Source organism: Streptomyces sp. NPDC006510, assembly GCF_040611955.1.
GTDB lineage: Bacteria > Actinomycetota > Actinomycetes > Streptomycetales > Streptomycetaceae > Streptomyces.
The window spans coordinates 1-24,378 of record NZ_JBEXPH010000089.1 but is presented as its reverse complement, the minus strand read 5'-3'; the positions used below and the strand labels follow the sequence as shown (position 1 = coordinate 24,378).

Annotated in this window: 2 protein-coding genes; both read right to left on the bottom strand. The window is 74.0% G+C overall.

Going from position 1 to position 24,378, the window contains the following annotated elements:
• Positions 1-18: 18 nt before the first annotated feature.
• Complete coding sequence (locus tag ABZY11_RS24965) at positions 19-19,305, bottom strand: non-ribosomal peptide synthase/polyketide synthase (RefSeq protein WP_356481268.1); 19,287 nt, start codon at positions 19,303-19,305, stop codon at positions 19-21.
• Positions 19,302-24,377, bottom strand: coding sequence for an amino acid adenylation domain-containing protein (locus ABZY11_RS24960; RefSeq protein WP_356481267.1), 5,076 nt, complete (start codon positions 24,375-24,377; stop codon positions 19,302-19,304). Before ABZY11_RS24960 ends, ABZY11_RS24965 begins: the two co-directional genes overlap by 4 nt.
• Position 24,378 lies beyond the last annotated feature (1 nt).

Sequence of the window (24,378 nt, the reverse complement as noted above, 5' to 3'; positions counted from 1 at the left end):
AGGATTCGGTCTTCGAATTCAGGACGCGGGGCCCGTGACCTTCATGGCACCGAGTTTCTCTGCGAGTACCCGGCCGATGTGCCCGATCGGTTCGGCATTCGTCATGTCGTCGTGGTCACAGTCGATGTTCACGGTGTGGATGCGACCGCCCGTATAGGGCGACCATGCCTGCGGATTCGGCGACCCGGAATTCTTGTTTCGCGTTGCGACGAACATTAGGAGGTCGCCGCTGAAAAGACGAGGGCGATGGGTGGCCCGCTGCATGTTCCTGCATGCGGCGACCAGGGCGGCGATCCGCTCCTCGTCCAGCCCGGACAGGGCGCTCCCGGTACCGGCCACGAGCCCGGCGACCAGTTCCGCGGTGAGCTCCTCGGTGATCTGTGCCGGGTCGATTCCGGTGAACTGGAGCAGCGCCGCCAGCACATCGGCCTCCTCGGCGGCCGGCCGCTCCCCCGTGACGGCCTCGGGGTAGGCGTCCAGCGCGGCCAGCAGCTCGACCTGTTCGCCGGCCTCCTGGAGCTGGACGGCCATCTCGTGGGCGATCACGCCGCCGATCGACCAGCCGAGCAGGTGGTACGGACCGCTCGGCTGCACCGTGCGAATCTGTTCCAGATAGTCGGCCGCCATTTCCCCAATGGTTTCCGGAAGTTCGGCGGGGCCGGAAAGTCCGCGCGCCTGAATTCCATAGACCGAATACTGCGGATCGATATGCCGGAGCAATCCGGAATACGTCCAGCTGATTCCGGCGGCGGGGTGCACACAGAACAGCGCGGGGCCGTTCTGACCGGTACGAAGCGGCAGCAGCACATCGAACGGGTCCTGTTCGCCGTCCGTTCCGATCCGTTCGGTGAATTCGGCGACGGTCGGGTACCGGAACAGTGTGCTGATGCTCGCCCTGACCCCGAACACGGCCCGCACCCGGCCGGTCAGCCGCGTCGCGGACAGCGAGTCCCCGCCGAGCGCGAAGAAGTCGTCGTCGACACCGACCCGGTCGAGGCCGAGCACCTCGCCGAACAGCCGGCACATCTCCTCCTCGCGCGGGGAGCGCGGGCCGCGGCCCGCCGCCCCGTCCGTCACGGGCTCGGGCAGCGCCGCCCGGTCCACCTTGCCGTTCACCGTGAGCGGCAGCCGCTCCAGCGTCACGAACACGGACGGCACCATGTACTGCGGCAGCGCGGCGGCCACGTGGGCGCGCGGGTCCACCGGCTCGTGGCCGTCCGTCGGCACCAGGTAGGCGACCAGGCGGCGGGCGCCGGGCCGGTCCTCCCTGACCACCACGGCGGCCCTGGCGACTCCGGGGCAGTCCGCCAGCACGGACTCGATCTCGCCCAACTCGATGCGGAACCCGCGCAGTTTGACCTGCTGGTCGGCCCGTCCGGTGAACTCCAGGTCGCCGTCGGCCCGGCGCCGCACCAGGTCGCCGGTGCGGTACATCCGCGCGCCGTCGCCCGTGAACGGGTCGGCGACGAACCGCTGCCCGGTGAGGCCGGGCCGGTTCAGATAGCCGCGGGCCACGCCCGCGCCCGCCACGTACAGCTCACCGACGGTCCCCTCCGGCACCGGCCGCAGCGCCCCGTCCAGGACGTACACCGCCGCACCCCGGATCTGCCGGCCGATCGGCGGCACACCGCCCACGGGTGCGAGCGGGGCGCTGACGGTCGCGGCCACGGTCGTCTCGGTGGGCCCGTAGGCGTTGAACACCTGCCGCCCCTCGGCGAACCGGGCCACCAGCGACCGGCTCAGCGACTCTCCGCCCAGGACCAGGGCCCGCAGCGCGGGCAGCGCCCGGTCCGGCAGGGTCGCGGCGACGGGGGCCGCCAGCATCACATGGGTGACGGCCTCCCGCTCCAGCACCGCCGCCAGTTGCTCACCGGTCAGCCCGACGGCCGGCGGCAGCACCAGGGTGCCGCCGGAGAGCAGGGCCATCGCCACATCGGCGAGCGACGGGTCGAAGTTGGTCGACACCGCCTGGAGCACCCGGCTGCCCGCCGTGATCCCGAACCGTGCGATGTGGTCGGCGGCCAGGTTGGCCAGGTTCGCGTGGGTGACGAGGACGCCCTTGGGCAGGCCGGTGGAGCCCGAGGTGTGGATCGCGTACGCCGGGTGGCCCGGCCGCAGCGGGCGGTCGCGTTCGTCCTGGGTGAGGTTCCCGTCCGGAAGTCCGGCGCAGGCCGCCGCGAGTTCGGCGGGTCCGGTCACCGGCCCCGGCAGCCCGTCCGCCGGCCCGGTGGCCAGCACCAGCACCGGCCGGGCGTCGTCGAGCAGGAACGCGATCCGGTCGGCCGGGAGGCCGGGGTCCAGCGGTACGTATCCGGCTCCCGCCTTGGCGACCGCGAGCAGGGCGACCAGCCAGTCCACCGACGCGGGGCCGGTGACCGCGACCAGGCGGTCTGGGCCGGCGCCCCGGGAGACCAGCAGCCGGGCCACCCGGTTCGCCCGCGCGTTCAGCTCCGCGTAGTCGAGCCAGGTGCCGTCCGCGATCACCGCGAGGGCGTCCGGGGTGCGGGCGGCCTGGGCCTCGAAGAGTTCCGGCAGGGTCGCGGCCCCGGCCGCCGAGCCGCGGTCGTCACCCGAGGCCAGCAGCCGGTCGCGCTCCGCCGGGGGCATCGGGTCCAGCCGGCCGACCCGGGTGCCGGGTTGTTCGGCCATGGTCCGCAGCACCTGCCGCAGCCGGTCGACGAGCCGTCCGGCCTCCTCCCGGCCGAGCACGTCGGGCCGGTGGTCGAGCCGGACATGGAGGTGGTCCCCGACGAGGGCCGCGGCCAGGCTCAGCGGGTAGTGCGTGGCATCGCGCAATTCGGTCGCCGAGACCTGTACGGCGGGTGCCGCACCGTCCGGGGCGGCGAGCCCGCCCGGCGTGGTGGGGTAGTTCTCGAAGACGGTCGCGGTGTCGAAGAGTTCACCGATTCCGGCGATCCGCTGGATGTCGGCGAGACCGAGGTACTGGTGCGGCAGCAGCGCGAGCTGCTCCGACTGCACCCGGTTCAGCAGCTCGGCGAGCGTCTCCTCGGGGCGGAGCCGGATCCGTACCGGCAGGGTGTTGATGAACAGCCCGACCATGGTCTCGATCCCGGCGATCTCCGGGGGCCGGCCGGACACCGTGGCACCGAAGGTCACGTCGTCGCGGCCGGTCAGCCGGCCCAGGAGCACGCCCCAGGCCGTCTGCACCAGGGTGTTGAGCGTGACGCCGAGCCGTCGTCCGGCGGCGGTCAGCTCCGCGGTGAAGTCCGCGGGCAGATCCACTTCGAGGCGCTCCGCGACGGCCGGTTCGCTGCCGGGCGGCGCGAGCAGGGTCGGCTCCTCCAGCCCGTCCAGCGCCCGGCCCCAGGCCAGTTCGGCGGCCGTGCGGTCCTGTGCGGCCAGCCAGCCGAGGTAGTCCCGGTAGGGGGTGACCCGGGGCAGGGCGGAGCCCTGGCCCGCGTAGCAGGCCGCGAGTTCGGCCAGCAGGACCGGCATCGACCAGCCGTCCAGCAGGATGTGATGGTTCGTCACCACGAATCGGTACCGGTCGGCGGCGAGCCGCACCAGCGCGAACCGGATCAGCGGCGGCCGCGCCGGGTCGAAGCCCGCCGCCAGCTCGGCCGACAGGATCCGATCCAGTTCGGCGTCCCGCTCCCCCTCGGGTTGCGCGGTCACGTCGTAGGAGAACCACGGGAGTTCGACCTCGGTGGGGATGAACTGCACCGGCTGTCCGCCGCCCTCGTGCCAGAACCCGGCGCGCAGGTTGCCGTGGCGGCGCAGCACCTGTCCGGCGGCGGCGGCGAGCGCGTCGCCGTCCAGTTCGCCGGTCATGTCCAGGGACAGCTGCACGGTGTAGCTGTCGGCGTCCGTCTCGTAGAGCGCGTGGAAGAGCAGCCCCTCCTGGAGCGGGGCCAGTGGCAGCACCTCGTCCAGCAGCGGCCAGACACGCTCCAGCCGTTCGATCTCGTCCTGGGCCAGTGGGACCAGCGGCAGGTCGGACGGGGTCCGCCCGCCCGCGCCCGGCTGTCCGGCGTGGGTCACCAGGCCCTCCAGCGCGGTGAACCAGTCGTCGGCGAGTGCGCGTACCTCCTGATCGGTCAGCAGCTCGCCGGGCCAGGACCAGGTGGCCGAGAGCCACGGCCCGTCCGGGCCGTCCTCGACCAGGCAGTTGACCTCCAGCGCGTGCCCCAGCGGCATACGGGGGTCGAAGCCGCCGCTGCCCGTGGTGACGGTGCCTTCGTCGCCCGTGACGGCGGGGCCACCGCTGCCGGGGACCCGCCCCAGGTAGTTGAAGGCGAGCTGCGGGGCATCGAACCGGGCCAGCACCTCGGCGGTCTCCGGGTTGAGATGGCGCAGCAGCCCGTGGCCGAGCCCGTCGCCGGGCACCGCGCGCAGCTGTTCCTTCACGCGCTTGAGCGCCCGGCCGACGGCGGGTCCGCCGTTGCGCACCTCGTCCCAGTCGGGTGTGCCCGGCTCCAGCCTGGCGGGGTAGAGCGTGGTGAACCAGCCGACGGTACGGGACAGGTCGATGCCCTCCGGTTCGTACCGGCCGTGCCCCTCGACGTCCACCAGCAGTGTGCCGCCGCCGGCCGGGTCGCGGCGACGGGTCGCGGCCAGCGCGAGGCCGGTCAGCAGTACGTCGGCCACTCCGGCGTGGAAGGCCGCCGGGACGTCCGCCAGCAGGCCGGTGGCGGGCAGCCGCAGCGTGAAGCGGCGCAGGGTGGCGGCCACATCGCGGCGCGGGTCCAGCGGACGGGCGCCGAGCAGCGGGTCCGGACCGGCCAGTACCCCTTCCCAGTAGGGCAGTTCGGCGGTCCGGGCCGGGCGCACGGCCTCTTCGCCGAGCCACTTCGACCAGGCCCGCAGCGAGGTTCCCACCGGTTGCGGCTCGGGCCGGTGCCCGGAGCGTGCGGCGGCCAGCGCCTGGTCCAGATCGGGCAGCAGGATCCGCCAGGACACCCCGTCGACGACCAGGTGGTGTGCGGTCAGCAGCAGGCAGCCGGGCGCGCCGGGGCCGGCGTCGAACCAGGTCGCCCGGAGCATGACGCCGTTCTCCGGGTCGAGCAGGCGCACGGCCTGTGCGGCGTGCTCGTCGATGACGGCACGTACCGCCTCCTCGTCCAGGCCGGTGACGTCCACCCGGCACAGCACATCGGCGGAGGTGACCGCGCCGGCCGGGCGGATCTCCAGCGACCGGGCGGGGGCGGGGGCCTTCGTGGCGCGCAGTGCGTCGTGGTGGTCGAGCAGCGCGTCCAGGGCCGCGGTCACCGTGTCGGAATCGCAGCCCGCCGGAACGGGCGCCAGCATGGACTGGCTGAACGCGTCGCTCCGGCCGCCCAGTTCGGCCAGCCAGTGCATGATCGGCGTGTACGGGAGCTCTCCGACGGGGACGTCGGGTTCGGCCTGCCGGGTGGCGTCGACGGTGCCCGCCACCACGGCCAGCGCCTCGACGGTCTTGTGCTCGAAGACCTCCCTCGGGGTGATCACCAGACCCGCCCTGCGGGCCCGGCTGACCAGCTGGATGGAGAGGATGGAGTCGCCGCCCAGCTCGAAGAAGCTGCTCTCCGCGCCGACCGAGGACAGCCCGAGGACCTCGGCGAACAGGGCGCACAGCCGCTCCTCGCGCTCGGTTCCCGGTGCGCGTCCGCCGGACGCGGCGTCGAAGTCCGGTGCGGGCAGCGCCCGCCGGTCCAGCTTTCCGTTGGGGGTGACGGGCAGGGCCTCCAGCGGCACGATCGCCGCGGGGACCATGTAGTCGGGCAGCCGCCCGGCGAGGTGTGCGCGCAGCGCGGCGACCAGGCTGCCGACCTCGCGGTTGCCCACCGGGTCGTTGGTGTACGAGCCGAGCGGGACACCGGGGCGGGCCTTCGGGCTCACCGTGGGCGCCTCGTCGCCCGGGGCGCCGAACACCACGTCGATGGCGCCCTCTCCCCCGCCGTCCGACCAGGTCACGGCCACCGGCCGGCCCAGCCGCTCGGCGAGCCGCCACAGCTCCTCGGGCTCCACACCGGCGCCGTCCGGGCGGGCCCATGCCGCGACGACGGCGGACGGGTCCGCCTCCGCCTCCAGGGCTCGCAGCGCACCGAGTTCACCGGCGAGCCGGGCGTTGGGCACTCCGTTCACCCGCAGCCGGGCGTTGGAGGACTCCAGCCGGGCGGCCAGCTCGTCCGGGCCGCCCGGCACCGCGTCCCACGCCAGCTCCCGCGAAACGGGGGCCCCGGGCCGGCCGCCCGTGTGCAGGACCGCGTCGTAACGGTGCCTGGTCAGCTCGTTGGTGAAGGCGGAACGCTTGATCCGGACATCGGCGGACAGGCCCGGAACGGTGTCGGCCAGGGCGCCGAAGAAGGCCGGGTCGACCAGCAGCTCCTTCTCCATCACGACGCTCTGTTCCACCCCCCGGCGCAGTGCGGCCAGGCCCTCACCGGGCGTCCAGCGGTTCAGCATCACTCCGGCCGAGAAGCCGCGCAGGGTACGCAGGTTGCGTACGTCCCCGACGAAGACGCTGCCGCCCGGCGCCACCAGGGCGACCGCCTTGCGTACGACGTCCTCCAGGTATCCGGCGTCCGGGAAGTACTGGGCGACCGAGTTGACGACCACCAGGTCGAAGAAGCCCCGGGGCAGCCCGTCCGTCTCGTGGGCGGCCCCGGTGCGCAGCTCCACCCGTCCGGCGAGGCCGGGCTCCCGGTCCACCTGGGCGCGCAGCGCCTCGATGGCCTCCGAGGAGAAGTCGGTGCCCCAGTACGTCTCGACGTGCGGGGCGACCTTGGACAGGATCAGGCCGTTGCCGACGCCGAGTTCGAGGACCCGCACCGGGTCGAGCGCGAGGATGCGCTCCACCGTGGCGGACCGCCACTGCCACATCTGCTCCAGCTCGATGGGCGTGCCGTCGTAGCTGCTCAGCCAGCCGGAGAAGTTCTCACCGAACTCCCCGGCCTCGGCCTCCTGGCGGTAGTGCGTGTCGTAGACCTCGCGCCACTCGTCGACCTGCTCCGCCGCGTCGGTCCCGCCGTCCGTGCCGTCGGCGCGGGCGGAGCGCTCGGCGGGCACCACGTACCCGACGAGCTGCCGGTCGCCCGGCCGGTCCTCGCGCACGATCACCGCGGCCTGCGCCACCTCGGGGTGGCCGGCCAGCAGCGATTCGACCTCGCCCGGCTCGATGCGGAAGCCGCGGACCTTGACCTGGTGGTCGGCCCGGCCGACGAACCGCAGTTCGCCGTCGCCGCCCCAGCGCACCAGGTCACCCGTGCGGTACATCCGGCCGCCGGACGGGGAGAACGGGTCGGCGACGAACCGCCCGCCGGTCAGTGCGGGGCGGCCCAGGTAGCCGCGGGCCAGGCCCGCGCCCGCGACGTACAGCTCACCGACCGCGCCCGGGGCCACCGGGGCGAGCCGCCCGTCCAGGACGTACACCCTGGCGTTGTCGATGGGGCGGCCGATCGGCGGTGCGCCGTCCCCCGCGGACAGCGGCCGGCTCATGGTGGCGCACACCGTCGTCTCGGTGGGCCCGTAGGCGTTGATCATCCTGCGGTCCCGGGACCACCGGGCGACCGATTCGCGGGAGACCGCGTCGCCCGCGACGACCAGGGTGGTGACCGTGCGCATGGCCTCGGGCGGCAGCACCGTCAGGGCGACGGGCGGCAGGGTCACATGCGTGATCCGCTCCGTGTCCATCAGTTCGGCCAGCGGGGCGCCGGGCAGCATCCGGTCGCGTTCCGCGAGCACCAGGGCGGCGCCCGACAGCAGTGCCATGCACAGCTCGGAGAAGGCGGCGTCGAAGCTGGGCGAGGCGAACTGGAGCACCCGGGCGTCCTCGCCGACCGCGAACCGGTCGATCTGGCCGAAGGCCAGGCTGGCCGGGCCCTCGTGGGACACCACGACGCCCTTGGGGCGCCCGGTCGAGCCCGAGGTGTAGATCACGTACGCCGGGTGGCCGCGCAGCAGCGGCCGGGTGCGTTCGGCGTCGGTGAGGTCTCCGGCGGGGCGCGCGGCCGTCTCCCGGCCTGTCTCCGGCGCGTCGAGCGGCAGCACCGGTGTGTCGTGCCCGGGGAGTGCGGCGGCGATCCCCGCATGGCTGATCAGCAGCGTGGGCCGGGAGTCGGCCAGCATGTACGCGATGCGGTCGGCCGGGTAGTCCGGGTCGACCGGCAGATAGGCGCCGCCCGCCTTGAGCACGGCGAGGACGGCGACCACCTGGTCGATGCCCCGGGGCAGTGCCAGGGCCACGATCCGCTCCGGTCCGACGCCCCGGTCCACCAGGACCCGGGCCAGCCGGTTGGCCCGCGCGTTGAGTTCGCCGTACGTCAGGGTGCGGTCCTCGTGCACCAGCGCGGTACGGCCGGGGGCCCGGGTCACCTGGGCCTCGAAGAGGGCGGGCACCGGCAGGGCCGGGACCTCGCGGCCGGTGTCGTTCCACTCGACGAGCACCCGGTGCCGCTCCTCCGGGGCCAGCAGGTCGAGTGCGCCGATCGGCAGCTCCGGGTCGGCGACGGCCGCCAGCAGGAGCCGCTCCAGCCGGTCGGTCAGCCCGCGTACGGTACCGGCGTCGAACAGGTCGGTGCTGTACTCGGCGACGCCGAACAGCCCGGCGGCCCGGCCGTCGGCGTCGTGCCGCTCGACCAGGTTGAACAGCAGGTCGAAGCGGGACACCTGGACGCCGAGCGGCTCGGCCCGGGTGTCGAGACCGGTCAGGTCACGCGGTTCGGGCGTGGCGTTCTGCAGCCCGAGCGCGATCTGGAACAGCGGGTGCCGGCCCGCCACCCGCTCCGGGTTCAGCTTCTCGACGAGCAGCTCGAAGGGCAGGTCCTGGTGGGCGAACGCGGCCAGGTCGGTGCGCCGGACCCGGTCGAGCAGCTCCGCGAACCCCGGGTCGCCGGAGGTGTCGGTGCGCAGCACCAGGGTGTTGACGAAGAAGCCGACGAGTTCGTCGAGGGCCTCGTCGTCCCGGCCGGCGACCGCGCAGCCGATCGGCAGGTCGGTGCCGGCGCCGAGCCGGGTGAGCAGGGCCGCGAGTCCGGCCTGGAGCACCATGTAGAGGCTGGCCCGGTGGGTGCGCGCCAGGGCCGCGAGCCGGGTGTGCAGCTCCGGGCTCAGCTCGAAGGTGATCTCGTCGCCGCGGAAGTCGGTACGGGCCGGGCGCGGCCGGTCGGTGGGCAGGTCCAGTTCCTCGGGCAACCCCTCCACCGCCTCGGTCCAGAAGGCCAGTTGACGGGAGATGACGCTGTCGGGGTCCTCGTCGGAGCCGAGCACCCGATGCTGCCACAGGGTGTAGTCCACGTACTGGAGCGGCAGTTCCGCCCAGTCGGGGGCCTCGCCCGCGCTCCGTGCCGCGTACGCCGCGGCCAGATCACCGGCGAGCGGGGCCAGCGACCAGCGGTCACCGGCGATGTGGTGCACCAGCAGGAGCACCACGTGTTCCTCGGGCGCCAGCGCGAACAGCGTGGCGCGCAGCGGCGGTTCGGCGGCGAGGTCGAAGCCGCGGCCCGCCTCGGCGGCCAGTTCGCCGGGGAGGCGCTCCTCGGTGGTGACGACGACGGGCATCGGCGGTGCGGCGTCCGCGGCGGAAAGCACGTGCTGGCAGGGCACCCCGTCCACTTCGGGGAAGGTGGTGCGCAGGCTCTGGTGCCGGTCGACGACATCGGCCAGCGCCCGGCGCAGGGCCCCCGCATCGAGGGCGCCGCGCAGCCGTACGGCGAAGGGCATGTTGTACGTACTGCTCTGCTCGTCGAAGCGGTTGATGAACCAGAGCCGCCGCTGGGCGAAGGAGAGCGGAATCCGTTCGGGCCGGTCCGGTACGGCGGCCGGGGCCCGCCGGGCGGCGGCGGCCTCGTCCAGGTGGACGATGAGCCGGGCCACGGTGGGCGCCTCGAACAGGGCCCGGATGGGCAGTTCGACGCCGAAGGCGGTACGGATCCGGCTGACCAGCCGGGTGGCGAGCAGCGAGTGGCCGCCCAGGTCGAAGAAGCTGTCGTCGAGTCCCACCCGGTCCGCCCCGAGGATCTCGGCGAACATCCCGCACAGGATTTCCTCGGCGGGGGTGCGCGGGGCGCGCCCCGCCCCGTCGGTCCCGAACTCCGGGTCCGGCAGGGCGGCCCGGTCCACCTTCCCGTTCGGGGTCAGCGGCAGCGCGTCGAGGACGACGACGGCGCCGGGCACCATGTGCTCGGGCAGCACCGCACCCGCGTGCTCGCGCACGGCGCCGAGCCGGGGCTCCCGGTCCCCCGAGGGCACCAGGTAGGCGACGAGCCGGGCGTCCGGCGAACCCTGCGCGTGGACGGTGACGACGGCGCGGGCGACATCGGGGTGTGCGGCCAGCACGGCCTCGATCTCCCCGAGCTCGATCCGGAAACCGCGGACCTTGACCTGGTGGTCGGTGCGCCCCAGGTACTCCAGGTTCCCGTCCCCGGCCCACCGGGCCAGGTCCCCGGTGCGGTACATCCGCGCACCCGCCACCGGGGCGAACGGATCGGCCACGAACCGTTCCGCGGTCAGCCCCGGACGGTTCAGATAGCCGCGGGCCACTCCGGCCCCGGCGAGATAGAGCTCTCCCGCCACCCCCGGTGCCACCGGCCGCAGCCGCGCGTCCAGTACGTACGCACGGGTGTTGCGCACCGGTGTGCCGATGGCGGGGGCGCCCGGCCGGCCGGTGAGCGCGGCGGCCGTGGACCACACGGTCGTCTCGGTGGGGCCGTAGAGGTTGGTGACCTCCGTGCCGAGCTCCCGCATGGCGGCCGCGAGGCCGGGCGGCAGTGCCTCGCCGCCGACGAGCATGCGCAGCCCGCGCAGCCGTTCCGGGTGGCCGGTGACCAGTTCCTGCCACAGGGACGGGGTGGCCTGCATCAGGGTGGCCCCGGTGCGTTCGGCGAGGGCGGCGAGGGCGTCCGGGTCGCGTACGGTCGCGCGGTCCGCCAGGACCACGCCAGCGCCGTCGATGAGCGGGGCGTGGATCTCCAGGGTGTGGATGTCGAAGGCGACCGTGGTCACGGCGAGGAGCCGGTCGGCCGCCCCGAGCGGGAAGCGGTCCGTCATCGCGGTGAGGAAGTTGACCAGCCCGGAGTGCGGGATCACCACGCCCTTGGGCCGGCCGGTGGAGCCGGAGGTGTAGATGACGTACGCGGGGTGGGCGGGGGTCAGCGGGGCGAGACGGTCCCGGTCGGTCGGATCGGTGTCGGGCAGCAGCGTCGAGGCGTCGGCCCGGTACGGGTCGTCGGCCGGGTCGACGACCGGCCGTCCGGGGTCACCGGTGTCGAACTCCGGGTCGTCGGCGACGACGAGCACCGGGCGGGCGTCGGCGAGCATGTGGGCGATGCGGTCGGCCGGGTAGTCCGGATCCACCGGCAGATAGCCGGCGCCGGTCTTGAGCACGGCCAGCATCGCGACGACCAGCTCCGCCGAGCGCGGCAGGGCCAGGGCGACGAACCGCTCCGGTCCGGCCCCGGCCTCGATCAGCCGGTGGGCCAGGCGGTTGGCGCGGGCGTTGAGCCGGCCGTAACTCAGCTCCGCGCAGGCGCCGGTGCCGTTCTCGGTGAGCAGGGCGACGGCGTCCGGGGTGCGGGCCGCCCGCGCCTCGAAGAGTGCGGGCAGGGTCGCCCCGGACAGTTCGGCCGCGGTGTCGTTCCACTCCTCCAGCACCCGGTGGCGCTCCTGCGGCCCGAGCACGTCGATGTCGCCGATCGGCAGGCCGGGGTCGGCGGCACCGGCTTCCAGGACGCGGACGAACTGTTCGGTGATCCGCTGTGCCGTGGCCGGGTCGAAGAGGTCGGCGCTGTAGTCGAGTGCGCCGGTCAGGCCGTCCGGTGTCCCGTCGGCGGTGAACCGCTCGGAGAGGTCCAGCAGCAGGTCGAAGCGGACCGCGCCGCCGCCGATGTCCTCGGGCCGGACGTCGAGTCCGGGCAGGCCGAGGCGGGCGGTCTCGTTGTTCTGGAGCGTGACCATCACCTGGAACAGCGGGTGACGGGAGAGCGAGCGCGCCGGGTTCAGTACCTCCACCAGCCGCTCGAAGGGCACGTCCTGATGGGCGTACGCGGCGAGGTCGGTCTCCCGGACCCGGTCGAGGAGTTCACCGAAGGACGGGTCGCCGGAGGTGTCGGTGCGCAGCACCAGGGTGTTGATGAAGCAGCCGACGAGGTCGTCGAGCGCTTCGTCGGTCCGGCCGGCGACGGCGGTCCCGACGGGGATGTCGGTGCCCGCGCCGAGCCGGGTGAGCAGGGCCGCGAGCCCCGTCCGCACCACCATGAACAGGCTCGTGGAGCGCTGCTGGGCCAGCCGGACCAGGCGCCGGTGCAGAGCGGCGTCGATCCGGACGGGGGCGCGGCCGCCCCGGAAGGTCGCCACCGCGGGCCGCGGCCGGTCGGCCGGCAGCTCCAGCTGGTCCGGCAGACCGGCCAGCGCGGCCTTCCAGTGGGCGAGCTGGCGGGACATCTCGCTGTCCGCGCGGTCCTCGTCGCCGAGGATCTCGCGCTGCCACAGGGTGTAGTCCGCGTACTGCACGGGCAGCGGCTCCCACTGCGGGGCACTGCCGCCCAGCCGTGCCTCGTACGCCGCCGAGAGGTCGCGCCCCAGCGGGGCGAGCGACCAGCCGTCACCGGCGATGTGGTGCAGTCCGAGCAGCAGTACGTGGGTGTCGGTGCCGAGTGAGAACAGGGTGGCCCGCAGCGGCGGTTCACCGCTCAGGTCGAAGCCGCGTCCGGCCTCGGCGGCCAGCGCCGCGGGCAGCGCGTCGGCACCGAGGTACTCGGTGTCGAGCTGCGGCCGCCAGTCGTCGAGCACCCGCTGGCGGGGTTCGCCGTCGACCTCGGGGAAGACGGTCCGCAGCGTCTCGTGGCGTGCCACGACGTCGGCGAGCGCGGCCCGCAGGGCGGCGGCGTCCAGCGTCCCGGTCAGCCGTACGGCCAGCGCGAGGTTGTACCGGGCGTCCTGGGGGTCCATCCGGTTGATGAACCAGAGCCTTCGCTGGGCGTAGGACAGCGGCAGCAGCTCGGGCCGTGCCATCGGCCGCGGCGCCCGGCGGGCGGTGCCCGCCGTGCCGAGGCGGTCGGCCAGCTGTTCCGGGGTGGTGGCCTCGAACAGGGCCCGTACGGGGAGTTCGGCGCCGAACTCGGTACGGATCCGGCTGACCAGCTTGGTCGCCAGCAGCGAGTGTCCGCCCAGCTCGAAGAACCCGTCCTCGGCACCCACCCTGTCCACGCCCAGGACCTCGGCGAACAGCGCGCACAGCCGCTCCTCCGCCGGGGTGGCCGGGGCGCGGCCGACGCCCGTTCCGGGCTCGGGCAGCGCACGCCGGTCGAGCTTCCCGTTGGGGGTCAGCGGCAGCTCGTCCAGGATCACGAAGGCGGCCGGGACCATGTGTTCGGGCAGCGCGGCGGCCGCGGCCCGGCGCAGCGCGGCGGTGTCCGGTGCCGGTCCGTCGGCGGGTACGGCGTAGGCCACCAGCCGGGTGCGTCCCGGGCCGTCCTGCCGTGCGAGGACGACGGCGCGGGCGATGCCGGGGTGGGCGGCCAGCACGGCCTCGATCTCCCCGGGCTCGATCCGGAATCCGCGGATCTTGACCTGGTGGTCGGTGCGCCCCAGGTACTCCAGGTTCCCGTCCCCGGCCCACCGGGCCAGGTCCCCGGTGCGGTACATCCGCGCACCCGCCACCGGGGCGTACGGATCGGCCACGAACCGCTCGGCGCTCAGCCCCGGACGGTTCAGATAGCCGCGGGCCACTCCGGCCCCGGCGAGATAGAGCTCTCCCGCCACCCCCGGTGCCACCGGCCGCAGCCGCTCGTCCAGTACGTACGCACGGGTGTTGTGGACGGGCCGTCCGATGGACGCGGTGGCGGGCCAGTCGTCGGTGTCGGCGGGCAGCGAGCAGCCGGTCACCACATGGGTCTCGGTGGGCCCGTAGTGGTTGTGCAGCCGCCAGCCGCCGCGCCGGTGCGCGTCCCGGATCCGTGCGCCGAGCACCAGGGCCTCACCGGCCTGTGCGACATGCGTCAGCGCGGGCAGTCCGCCGTCCGGCCCGAGGGCGTCGAAGAGCGCGTCGATGACCAGGCTGGGCGCGTACAGCTCCTGCACCTCGTGCCGGTTCAGCCATCCGGCGAACGCGGCCGGGTCGCGGCGCACGGCGTCGTCCGGCACGACCAGGCACTTGCCGTGCAGCAGCGTGGAGAGGATCTCCTGAGCCGACACGTCGAAGCTGAGCGCGGTGAACTGCGCCGTCCTGGTGCCCTCGGCCCCCGGGACCGCCCCGGCGTGCCAGGCCATCAGGTTGACCATGGCCGCACCGGGCATGACCACGCCCTTGGGCCGGCCGGTGGAGCCGGAGGTGTAGATGACGTACGCGGGGTGCTCCGGCCTCAGCGGCCGGGTCCGGTCGCTGTCCCGCAGATCGGTCCCGGCGTACCCGTCGAGTTCTTCCAGCCGGTCGAGCAGCACGGGAGTGGTCGCCTCGGCGCACTCGCGCGGCAGTCGGCCGGCCGTCCCGGCCGTGGTCAGCAGCAGCGCGGGCGCCGCGTCGGTGACCATGTGGGCCAGTCGCTCGGCGGGGTAGTCCGGGTCGAGCGGCAGATAGGCGGCGCCCGCCTTGAGCACCGCGAGGAGCGCGACGATCTGGGTGGTCGAGCGCGGTACGGCGAGGGCGACCAGGCTCTCGGGGCCCACGCCCCGTCCGGCCAGCAGCCGGGCCAGCCGGTTGGCGCGGGCGTTGAGCTCCGCGTAGCTCAGCGTGCCGTCGTCGGCGAGCACCGCGGTGGCGTCGGGGGTGCGGGCGGCCTGTGCCTCGAAGAGTGCGGGCAGGGTGTCCGGGGCGAGCGGGCGAACGGTGTCGTTCCACTCCTCCAGCACCCGGTGGCGCTCCTCGGGGGTGAGGATCTCGATCCGGCCGATGGACCGGTCCGGGTCGCCGCTCACCCCTTCCAGCAGGCGGACAAGCCGGTCCACCAGGGTGTCGACGGTGGCCCGGTCGTACAGGTCGGTGCTGAACTCGACGGTGCCTTCGAGGCCGCCCGCCCGGCCGGCGGGGGCTCCGTCGGGCCGCTCCTGCGCGAACGCGAAGAACAGGTCGAACTTGGCGACGCCGGTGCCGACCTCCAGGGGGCGCGCGGTGAGGGCGGGCAGCCGCAGCTCGGCGGTCTCGTTGTTCTGGAGCGTGACCATCACCTGGAACAGCGGGTGACGGGAGAGCGAGCGCGCCGGGTTGAGCACCTCCACCAGCCGCTCGAACGGCACGTCCTGATGGGCGTACGCGGCGAGGTCGGTCTCCCGGACCTGCTCCAGGAGCTGCCGGAAGGTGGGGTCGCCGGAGGTGTCGGTGCGCAGCACCAGGGTGTTGACGAAGAAGCCGACCAGGTCCGTGGTGGCGTCGTCGGTCCGGCCGACGACGGGGCTGCCCAGCGGGATGTCGGTGCCCGCGCCGAGCCGGGTGAGCAGCGCCGCGACCGCGGCCTGGAGCACCATGAACAGGCTGACGTCGGCCTCGCGGGCCAGCGCGGTGAGCCGCTGGTGCAGTTCCGGGTCGAGCCGGAACTGCGCGGTGTCGCCGCCGAGGCCGGCCACGGCGGGCCTGGGCCGGTCGGCCGGCAGTTCCAGCTGGTCCGGGAGGTCCGCCAACGCGGTACGCCAGAAGTCCAGTTGGCCGGAGATCAGGCTCTGCGGGTCGCTCTCGTCACCGAGGAGTTCCTGCTGCCACAGGGTGTAGTCCGCGTACTGCACCGGCAGCGGATCCCACTGCGGGGCACTGCCGCCCACCCGTGCCTCGTACGCCGCCGAGAGGTCGCGCCCCAGCGGGGCGAGCGACCAGCCGTCGGTGGCGATGTGGTGGAAGAGCAGCAGCAGTACGTGGGTGTCCGGGGCGGTGCGGTACAGGGTGGCGCGCAGCGGGGTCCGGGACGCCAGGTCGAAGCCGCGGCCCGCCTCGGCGGTCATCGCGGCCGTCAGCGCGTCCTCGGCGATGTCCACGACCGGCAGTGCGGGCCGGGCCGCGTCCGGGTCGAGGACCCGCTGGTGCGGGGTGCCGTCCTCGGCGGGGAAGAGGGTGCGCAGCGTCTCGTGGCGTTCGGTGACGTCACCGAGCGCGGCGTGCAGGGCGCCGGTGTCCAGGTCGCCGGTGAGCCGTACGGCGAGGGGCACGGTGTACGCGCCGCCGGGGCCGTCGACCTCGTTGATGAACCAGAGCCGCCGCTGGGCCAGCGACAGGGGTATCCGCTCCGGCCGGGGCTGCGGCACCAGTGGCGGCCTGGCGGCCTCGGCACCGTCCAGCCGGGCGGCGAGGCCCGCCACGCTCGGCGTCTCGAAGAGGGCGCGCATGGGCAGTTCGACCCCGAACACGGACCGGATCCGGCCGACCAGCCGGGTCACCAGCAGCGAGTGTCCGCCGAGGTCGAAGAAGCTCTCGTCGATGCCGATCCTCGGTACGCCGAGCACCTCGGCGAACAGCCCGCACATCAGCTCCTCGCGGGGCCCGCGCGGGGCGCGGCCGCCGGTGCCCGAGCCGAGCTCGGGGGCGGGCAGCGCGGCCCGGTCCAGCTTGCCGTTCGGGGTGCGCGGGAAGTCATCGAGGGCGACGAAGGCGGCGGGCACCATGTAGTCGGGCAGCAGCCGGGCCGCGTGGGTGCGCAACTCCTCGGCGCGGGGTGCGGGGCGGCCCTCGGCGGGCACCGTGTAGGCGACGATCCGCCGGTCCCCGGGCCGGTCCTCGCGTACGACGGCGAGGGTGCGGGCAACGTCGGGGTGGGTGGTGAGCACGGTCTCGATCTCGCCGAGCTCGATGCGGTATCCGCGCACCTTGACCTGGTCGTCGACGCGGGCGACGAAGCGCAGTTCGCCGTCGGCGCCCCAGCGGGCCAGGTCGCCGGTGCGGTACATCCGGGAGCCGTCGGCGGCGAACGGGTCGGCGACGAAGCGGCTCGCGGTGAGTCCGGGCCGGTTCAGATAGCAGCGGGTCACATGGGTGCCGCTGATGTACACCTCGCCGGGGACGTCCGGGGCCACCGGGCGCAGGGCGCTGTCCAGGACGAGGATCCCGGTGTTCCACGACGGGCGGCCGATCGGTATGGCCGCCTCCGGGAGGTCGTCGTCGGGGCCGACCCGGAATTCCATGCATCCGACGGTCGTCTCGGTCGGGCCGTACTCGTTGACGATCGCGACGCCGGGCCTTGCCGCGCGCCACAGCCGTACGGCGTCCGCGGTCAGCAGCTCGCCGCCGACGACGAGCTGTTCGGCCGGTGAGAACTCCGGCGGCAGCTCGGTGAGGATCGGAATGTGGCTGGGGGTGCCCTTGACCAGTGCCGGGCGCCGGGCGGGCGGCCCGTCGGGGGCGCCTTCGCGCAGTTCGACCAGGTGGGCACAGCCGCCCGTGGTCAGGGGGACGAAGAGTCCGGTCACCGTCAGGTCGAAGGAGACCGGCGAGTGGACCAGCCAGCGTCCGTCGCCCGCGTCGTAGTGCTCCCGCGCCCAGGCCAGGTAGGCGTTGAGGGCGGCGTGGTCGACGACGACGCCCTTGGGGCGTCCGGTGGAGCCGGAGGTGTAGATGACGTACACCGGGTGGCCGGTGCGCAGCGGGGCGGTGCGGTCGGCGTCGGTGGGCGCGGCGGACGGTGCGGCCTCGCAGGCGGCGACCGTCGCCGGGTCGTCGAGGACCAGCACGGGTACGTCGCCGGCGGGCAGCCGGCCGACGGTCGCCGTGGTGGCGACCAGCAGCGCGGGGGCGGCGTCGCCGAGGACGAACGCCACGCGCTCGGCGGGCTGTTCGACGTCGAGCGGCAGGTAGGCGGCGCCGGTCTTGACGACGGCGAGCACGGCGGCGACCAGGTCCACCGAACGGTCCACGGCCACGGCGACCAGTTGCTCGGGGCCCGCACCGCGCTCGATCAGCAGCCGGGCCAGCCGGTTCACCCGTACGTCGAGTTCGGCGAAGGTCAGCTCGGTGTCCTCGAACGCCACGGCGGGGGCGTCCGGGGTCCGCGCCACCTGCTCCTCGAAGAGGTCGGGCAGCGTCGCGGCGGGTACGTCGCGCCGCGGTCCCGCGCTCCGGGCCAGCGCCGTTCCGCGCTCGTCGGGCGTCAGCAACTCCAGCTGCCCGACCGGCTGTCCGGTGTCGGCCGCGACCTGCTCGAAGAGCTGCCGCATCCGGTCCCCCAGGCGCTCCACGAGCGCCCCGTCGAGGACATCGGGCCGGTAGTCCAGCTTGAGCAGGATGCGGGCGCCGGGCGCCACGGTCAGGCCGAGCGGGTAGTGGTTGGCGTCCCGGCCCTCGACGCCGCGAATGCGGAGTCCGCCGATGGGCGCGTTCACGGCGTCCGGGTCGACCGGGTAGTTCTCGAAGACGACGGAGGTGTCGAAGAGTGTTCCGGCGCCGGTCAGTGCCTGGATCTCGGCGAGTCCGAGGTGCTGGTGCGGCATCAGCGCGGCCTGCTCGTCCTGCACCCTGGACAGCAGCCCGGACAGGGGCTCGGCCGGGTCGACGCGCAGCCGCAGCGGCAGGGTGTTGAGGAGCAGGCCGACCATGCTGCGGACGCCGTCGAGGTCGGGCGGGCGCACCGAGACGGTGGTGCCGGTGATGACGTCGGGGCGGCCGGTGAGCGAGCAGAGCAGCAGCCCCCACACGGTCTGGACGACGGTGTTCAGGGTGACACCGTGGCGCCGGGCGGCGGCGTTGAGCCGTGCGGTCAGCTCCTCGTCCAGCTCGAAGAGGAAGCGGTCGGGGCGGACCGGCGCGGCGGCGGCGTCCACGGGCGCGACCAGGGTCGGCTCGTCCACCCCTGCCAGCGCGTGGCGCCAGGCGTCCTCGGCGGCCCCCCGGTCCTGGCCCGCGAGCCAGCCGAGGTAGTCGCGGTACGGGGTGACGCGCGGCAGGGCGCTGTCGTCGCCGCGGCTCAGGTAGAGCGCGAACAGTTCGGAGAACAGCAGGGGCGTCGACCAGCCGTCGAGCAGGATGTGGTGGTTGCTCACCACGAAGCGGTAGCGGCCCTCGTCGAGCCTGATCAGCAGGAAGCGGATCAGCGGGGCCTTGGCGAGGTCGAACTTCCGGGTCCGGTCGGCCTCCAGGATCCGGGCGAGCTCGCTCTCCCGGCCGTCCTCGGTGCGGTCGCTCAGATCGAACTCGTACCAGGGCAGCTTGATCCGGCGCCGGACGATCTGCACCGGCCGGTCCAGGCCCTCGTAGCGGAACGCGGCGCGCAGGTTGGCGTGGCGGCGCAGCAGTGTCTCGGCCGCGGCCCGCAGGGCCGCCGCGTCGACCTCGCCCTCGATGTCGAGGACGATCTGGACGGTGTAGACGTCAGGAGCCTGGTGGTCGTAGAGAGCGTGGAAGAGCAGCCCTTCCTGGAGCGGTGAGAGCGGCAGGATGTCCTCGATCCGTGCGTTCACCGTGCGTCCCCCCAGAATGAGTCCATGTCGTCCTCTTCATCCTCTTCGTCGTCCTCGCCTTCCACGGCCAGGACTTGATCGATCTGACTCTGCGTCAGTGATGTCAGTGCGACGTCCGACGGGGTCCACCCGCCGGCGTCGGGGTCTTCCGCATGCGTGGCGATGGCCCCCAGGGCCCGCAGCCAGGTCTCGGCGAGATCGCGGACCCCGTCCTCGGACAGCAGCCCGTCCGGCCAGGACAGGGTCGCGGAGAGCCGGGTCCCGGTCTCGGTCTCGTGGGCCGCGGCATTGATCTCCAGGGCGTGCGGGAGCCGGGCGTCCGGTTCGGCGTGACCGGGCAGCGCGCCGGTCTCCGGCGCCGGCGCCCACTGGCCGGCGGGGGCCGAAGTCCCGAACCGGCCCAGGTAGTTGAAGCCGATCTGCGGGGCGGGGCCGCCGCTCAGCTCGGCCGCCGTCGCCGTGTTGAGGCGGCGCAGCAGGCCGTAGCCGATGCCGTGGTCGGGGACCGCCCGCAGCTGTTCCTTGATCCGCTTGAGCGCCCGCCCGGCGGCGGGCCCGGCGGCCATCGCCTCGGCGACGTCGACCGGTCCGGGGTCCAGTCTCAGGGGGTGGCTGCTGGTGAACCAGCCGACGGTGCGCGAGAGGTCCACGCCTTCGACGATGTCCTCCCGGCCGTGGCTCTCCAGCTCCAGCAGTACGCCGGTGTCCTGGCCGCGGCCGGTGCGGCGGCGCCAGTCGGCCAGCGCCAGGGTCAGCCCGGTGAGCAGGACGTCGTTCACCCCGGCGTTGAAGGCCGCGGGAACGGTGGTCAGCAGCGGTTCGGCCTGCCCGGCGGGCAGTTCGACGGTCACCGAGCGCAGCGCGCTCACCGTGTCCAGCTCCGGGTCCACCGGGCGGCTGCCCAGCAGCGGGTCGGAACCGGTCAGCATCTGCTGCCAGAAGGGGAGTTCGGCGCGGCGCAGCGGCTCGTGCGCCAGCCGGGACAGATGCTGCGTCCAGCGCCGGAAGGAGGTTCCCTCCGGTGCCAGGACGGCCGGCTCGCCCGCCGCCGCGGCCTGCCAGGCCGCGACCAGGTCGGGGACCAGGATGCGCCAGGACACGCCGTCCACCACGAGGTGGTGCAGGACGAGCAGCAGCCGGCCCGGGTCCTGCGGGCCCGCGTCGAACCAGACCACCTGCAGCATGACACCCGCCTCGGGGTCGAGCCTGCCCCGGGCCGCTTCGCCCTCCGCCCGGATCAGCCCGGCCAGCCGGTCGCCGCTCGCACCGGTCACGTCGCAGCGGCGTACGGCCCGCGCGGCGCGGACGGTGCCGGGCGCGGAGATCTCCAGCCGCCAGGTCTCGCCCCGGTCGAGCCCCAGGCGCAGCGCGCCGTGGTGGTCCAGCAGTGTCTGGACGGCCTGGACGAGCCGGTCCTCGCCGAGTTCCGGCGGGACGGTGAGCAGTGTCGCCTGGTTGACGCCGTCGCTGGGACCGCCGCGTTCGCGCAGCTCCTCGACGATGGGCAGCGGCACCACTTCGCCGACGGCCACGTCCTGCGGGTCCCCGGCCCCGGGCCCGGCGCTCTCCTCGGCCGCCGCGGCGAGTGCCGCGACGGTCTTGTGCCGGAACACGTCCCGGGGGCTGAAGACCAGGTTGCGGGCGCGGGCCCGGCTGACCAGCTCGATGGAGACGATGCTGTCGCCGCCCAGGTCGAAGAAGCTGCTGTCCACGCCCACTTCGGGCAGTCCGAGCACTTCGGCGAAGAGTTCGGCCAGCAGTTCCTCGCGCCCGGTGCGCGGCGCCTGTCCGGCGCCGCCGGTGGCGAGGTCCGGGGCCGGGAGCGCGCGCCGGTCCACCTTGCCGCTCGGGGTGAGCGGCAGCGAGTCCAGCACCACCACGGCGACCGGCACCATGTAGTCGGGCAGGTCCACCGCGAGCCGGTCCCGCAGTGCGCCGGGGTCGGGCCGCTCGCCGGGCACGGGCACGGCGTAGCCGACCAGTTGGCGCACACCGGGCCGGTCCTCGCGCACGACGACGGCCGCCTGGACGACGCCCGGCTGCCCGGACAGCGCCGACTCGACCTCGCCGAGCTCGATGCGGAAGCCGCGGATCTTCACCTGGTCGTCGGTCCGGCCGAGGTACTCCAGCTCGCCGTCGCGCCAGCGCACCAGGTCTCCGGTGCGGTACATCCGGGTTCCCGGCGGGCCGTAGGGGTCCGCCACGAACCGTCCCGCGGTCTGTGCCGGGGCGTGCACATAGCCGCGGGCCAGCGCGGGCCCGGCCAGGTGCAGTTCGCCGGGCACTCCCGGCAGGACCGGGCGCAGCCGCTCGTCGAGCACGCGGGCGGTGGTGCCCGGTACGGGGCGGCCGATGGCCGGGCGGCCGGGGCCGATCCGGGTGACGACGGAGTCGACGGTGCACTCGGTGGGCCCGTACAGGTTGAACGCGGCCAGGCCGGGAGTCCCGGCGAGCTGCCGCCACAGGGGCTCGGGCACCGGTTCGGCGCCCAGGGCGAGCGCCCGCAGCCGGTGCCCGCCGTCCAGCAGGCCGCGGGCCACGAGCTGTGCCGCGTACGAGGGTGTGGTGCTCAGGGCGTCGATGCGCCGCTCGGTGACGTACCGCAGCAGCGCGTCCGGGTCGGACCGGGTCGCGTCGTCCAGGATGTGCAGCTCGTGCCCGTCGAAGAGCCACAGCAGCTGGTCCACGGAGGCGTCGAAGGAGAACGAGGCGAAGTGCGCGGCGCGCAGCCGCGCCCCGTCGGACGCCGGTCCGTACACCCGCCGGCTCATGCTCCGGAACAGCCCGGCCATGGAGGCGTGGCTCACCACGACGCCCTTGGGACGGCCGGTGGAACCGGAGGTGTGGATCACGTACGCGGGTGAGTCGGGTCCCGCCTGGGTCTTCGGCGCACGCACGGGAGCGTCGGCCGGCCCGGCGGTCTGCCCGGCGGTCTGCTCGGTGATCGGCTCGGTGGTCAGCTCGTCCAGGACAAGGATCTCTCCGTCGGGCATGTCCACCCCGGGCAGTCCTCCGGCGCCGGTGAGCACCAGGGCCGGGCGGGTGCGGCCCAGCATGTACGTCAGCCGGCCGGCCGGGTACGAGGGGTCGAGCGGCACATAGCCGCCGCCCGCCTTCAGCACCGCGAGGAGGGCCGTCACCATCGCCGCGGACCGGGGCAGAGCCAGCCCCACCAAGGACTCCGCACCGATTCCGTGCCCGGCGAGCAGCCGGGCCAGCCGGTCGGCGCGGGCGTCGAGTTCGGCGAAGGTGAGGGTGGCGTCCGCCGCGACGACGGCCGTGGCGTCGGGGGTCCGGGCCGCCTGGGCCTCGAACAGCGCGGCGGGCATCGCCGCCGCCGGAGCTTCCTCCCCGCGCCCCGGGCCCCAGTCGTCCAGCACCCGTTCGAGTTCGCCGGGCTCGGCGATGGCGAGGTCGCCGATGCGGCGGCCGGGGCCGGCCACGGCGGATTCCAGCAGCCGGACCAGGCGGCCCGCGATCAGCTCGGCCGTCTCCGGGTCGAACAGGTCGACGGCGTACTCGATCGCGCCGGTGATGCCGTCCGGGTCGCCGTCGGCGGTCTGCCGCTCCTCCAGGTTGACCGACAGGTCGAACTTGGCGGCGTCCAGGCCGACCTGGAGCAGCTCGACGTCGACTCCGGGCAGCGTCAGCTCGGTCGCCTCCGCGTTCTGGAACGACAGCATCACCTGGAACAGCGGGTGCCTGGCCAGCGAACGCGTCGGGTTGAGGACTTCCACCAGCCGCTCGAAGGGCACGTCCTGATGGGCGTACGCGGCGAGGTCGGCCTCCCGGACCCGGTCCAGGAGTTCACCGAAGGTCGGGTCGCCGGAGGTGTCGGTACGCAGCACCAGCGTATTGACGAAGAAGCCGACCAGCTCGTCGAGCGCCTCGTCGGTCCGGCCCGCGATCAGCGACCCGACCGGGATGTCGGTGCCCGCGCCGAGCCGGGTGAGCAGGGCGGCGACCCCCGCCTGCATCACCATGAAGAGGCTGACGTCGGTCTCCCTGGCCAGCGCGACCAGCCCGCGGTGCACATCGGCGGGGACATGTACGGCGGCAGTTCCGCCGCGGCGGCTCGGCAGCGTCGGACGCGGCCGGTCGACGGGCAGCGCGATCTCGTCCGGCAGTCCGGCCAGCGCCGCGTGCCAGTGGGCGAGTTGGCGGGCGAGCGAGCTGTCGGGCTCGCTCTCGTCGCCGAGCACGTCGCGCTGCCACAGGGTGTAGTCCGCGTACTGCACCGGCAGCGGCTGCCGGTCGGGGGCGGCACCGGTCAGCCGGGCCGCGTAGGCGGCCGACAGGTCCCGGGCCAGCGGGGCCAGCGACCAGCCGTCGGCCGCGATGTGATGCAGCACGACGAGCAGCACGTGGTCCCGCTCACCCAGCCTGAACACCAGTGCCCGCAAGGGAAGTTCGCGGCCGAGGTCGAACGCGCTGTTGGCCGCTGCGGCCAGTTCGGCGGGCAGCTCCTGTTCGGAGAGCGTCCGGACGGGCAGCCCCGGCACCATGGGCGGCAGGATCTGCTGTCGTGGCTGGCCGTGCTCGTCGGGGAAGACGGTGCGCAGTGCCTCGTGCCGGGCCAGGACGTCGCCGAGGGCGAGGCGCAGCGCCTCCACGTCGAGCGTCCCGGAGAGCCGGACGGCCATCGGCACGTTGTACGCGGCCGAGTTCTCCTCGAACCGGTTGAGGAACCAGAGCCGGCGCTGGGCGAAGGAGAGCGGGACGGTCTCCGGCCGGACCGCCGGAACCAGGGCCTTACGAGCGGAATCCGCACCGTCCAGCACCCGGTCCAGCGCCGCCACCGTCGGATTCTCGAACAACGCCCGGATCGGCAACTCCACACCCAACACCGAACGCACCCGACTCACCAGCCGCGTCGCCAACAACGAATGACCACCCAGATCGAAGAACCCGTCCTCGACCCCCACCCCCGACAACCCCAGAACCTCACCGAACAAACCGCACAGAATCTCCTCCCGCACACTCCTCGGCCCACGCCCACCCACCACGAACTCCGGCACAGGCAACGCCCGACGATCCAACTTCCCATGCACCGTCAACGGCAACGCATCCATC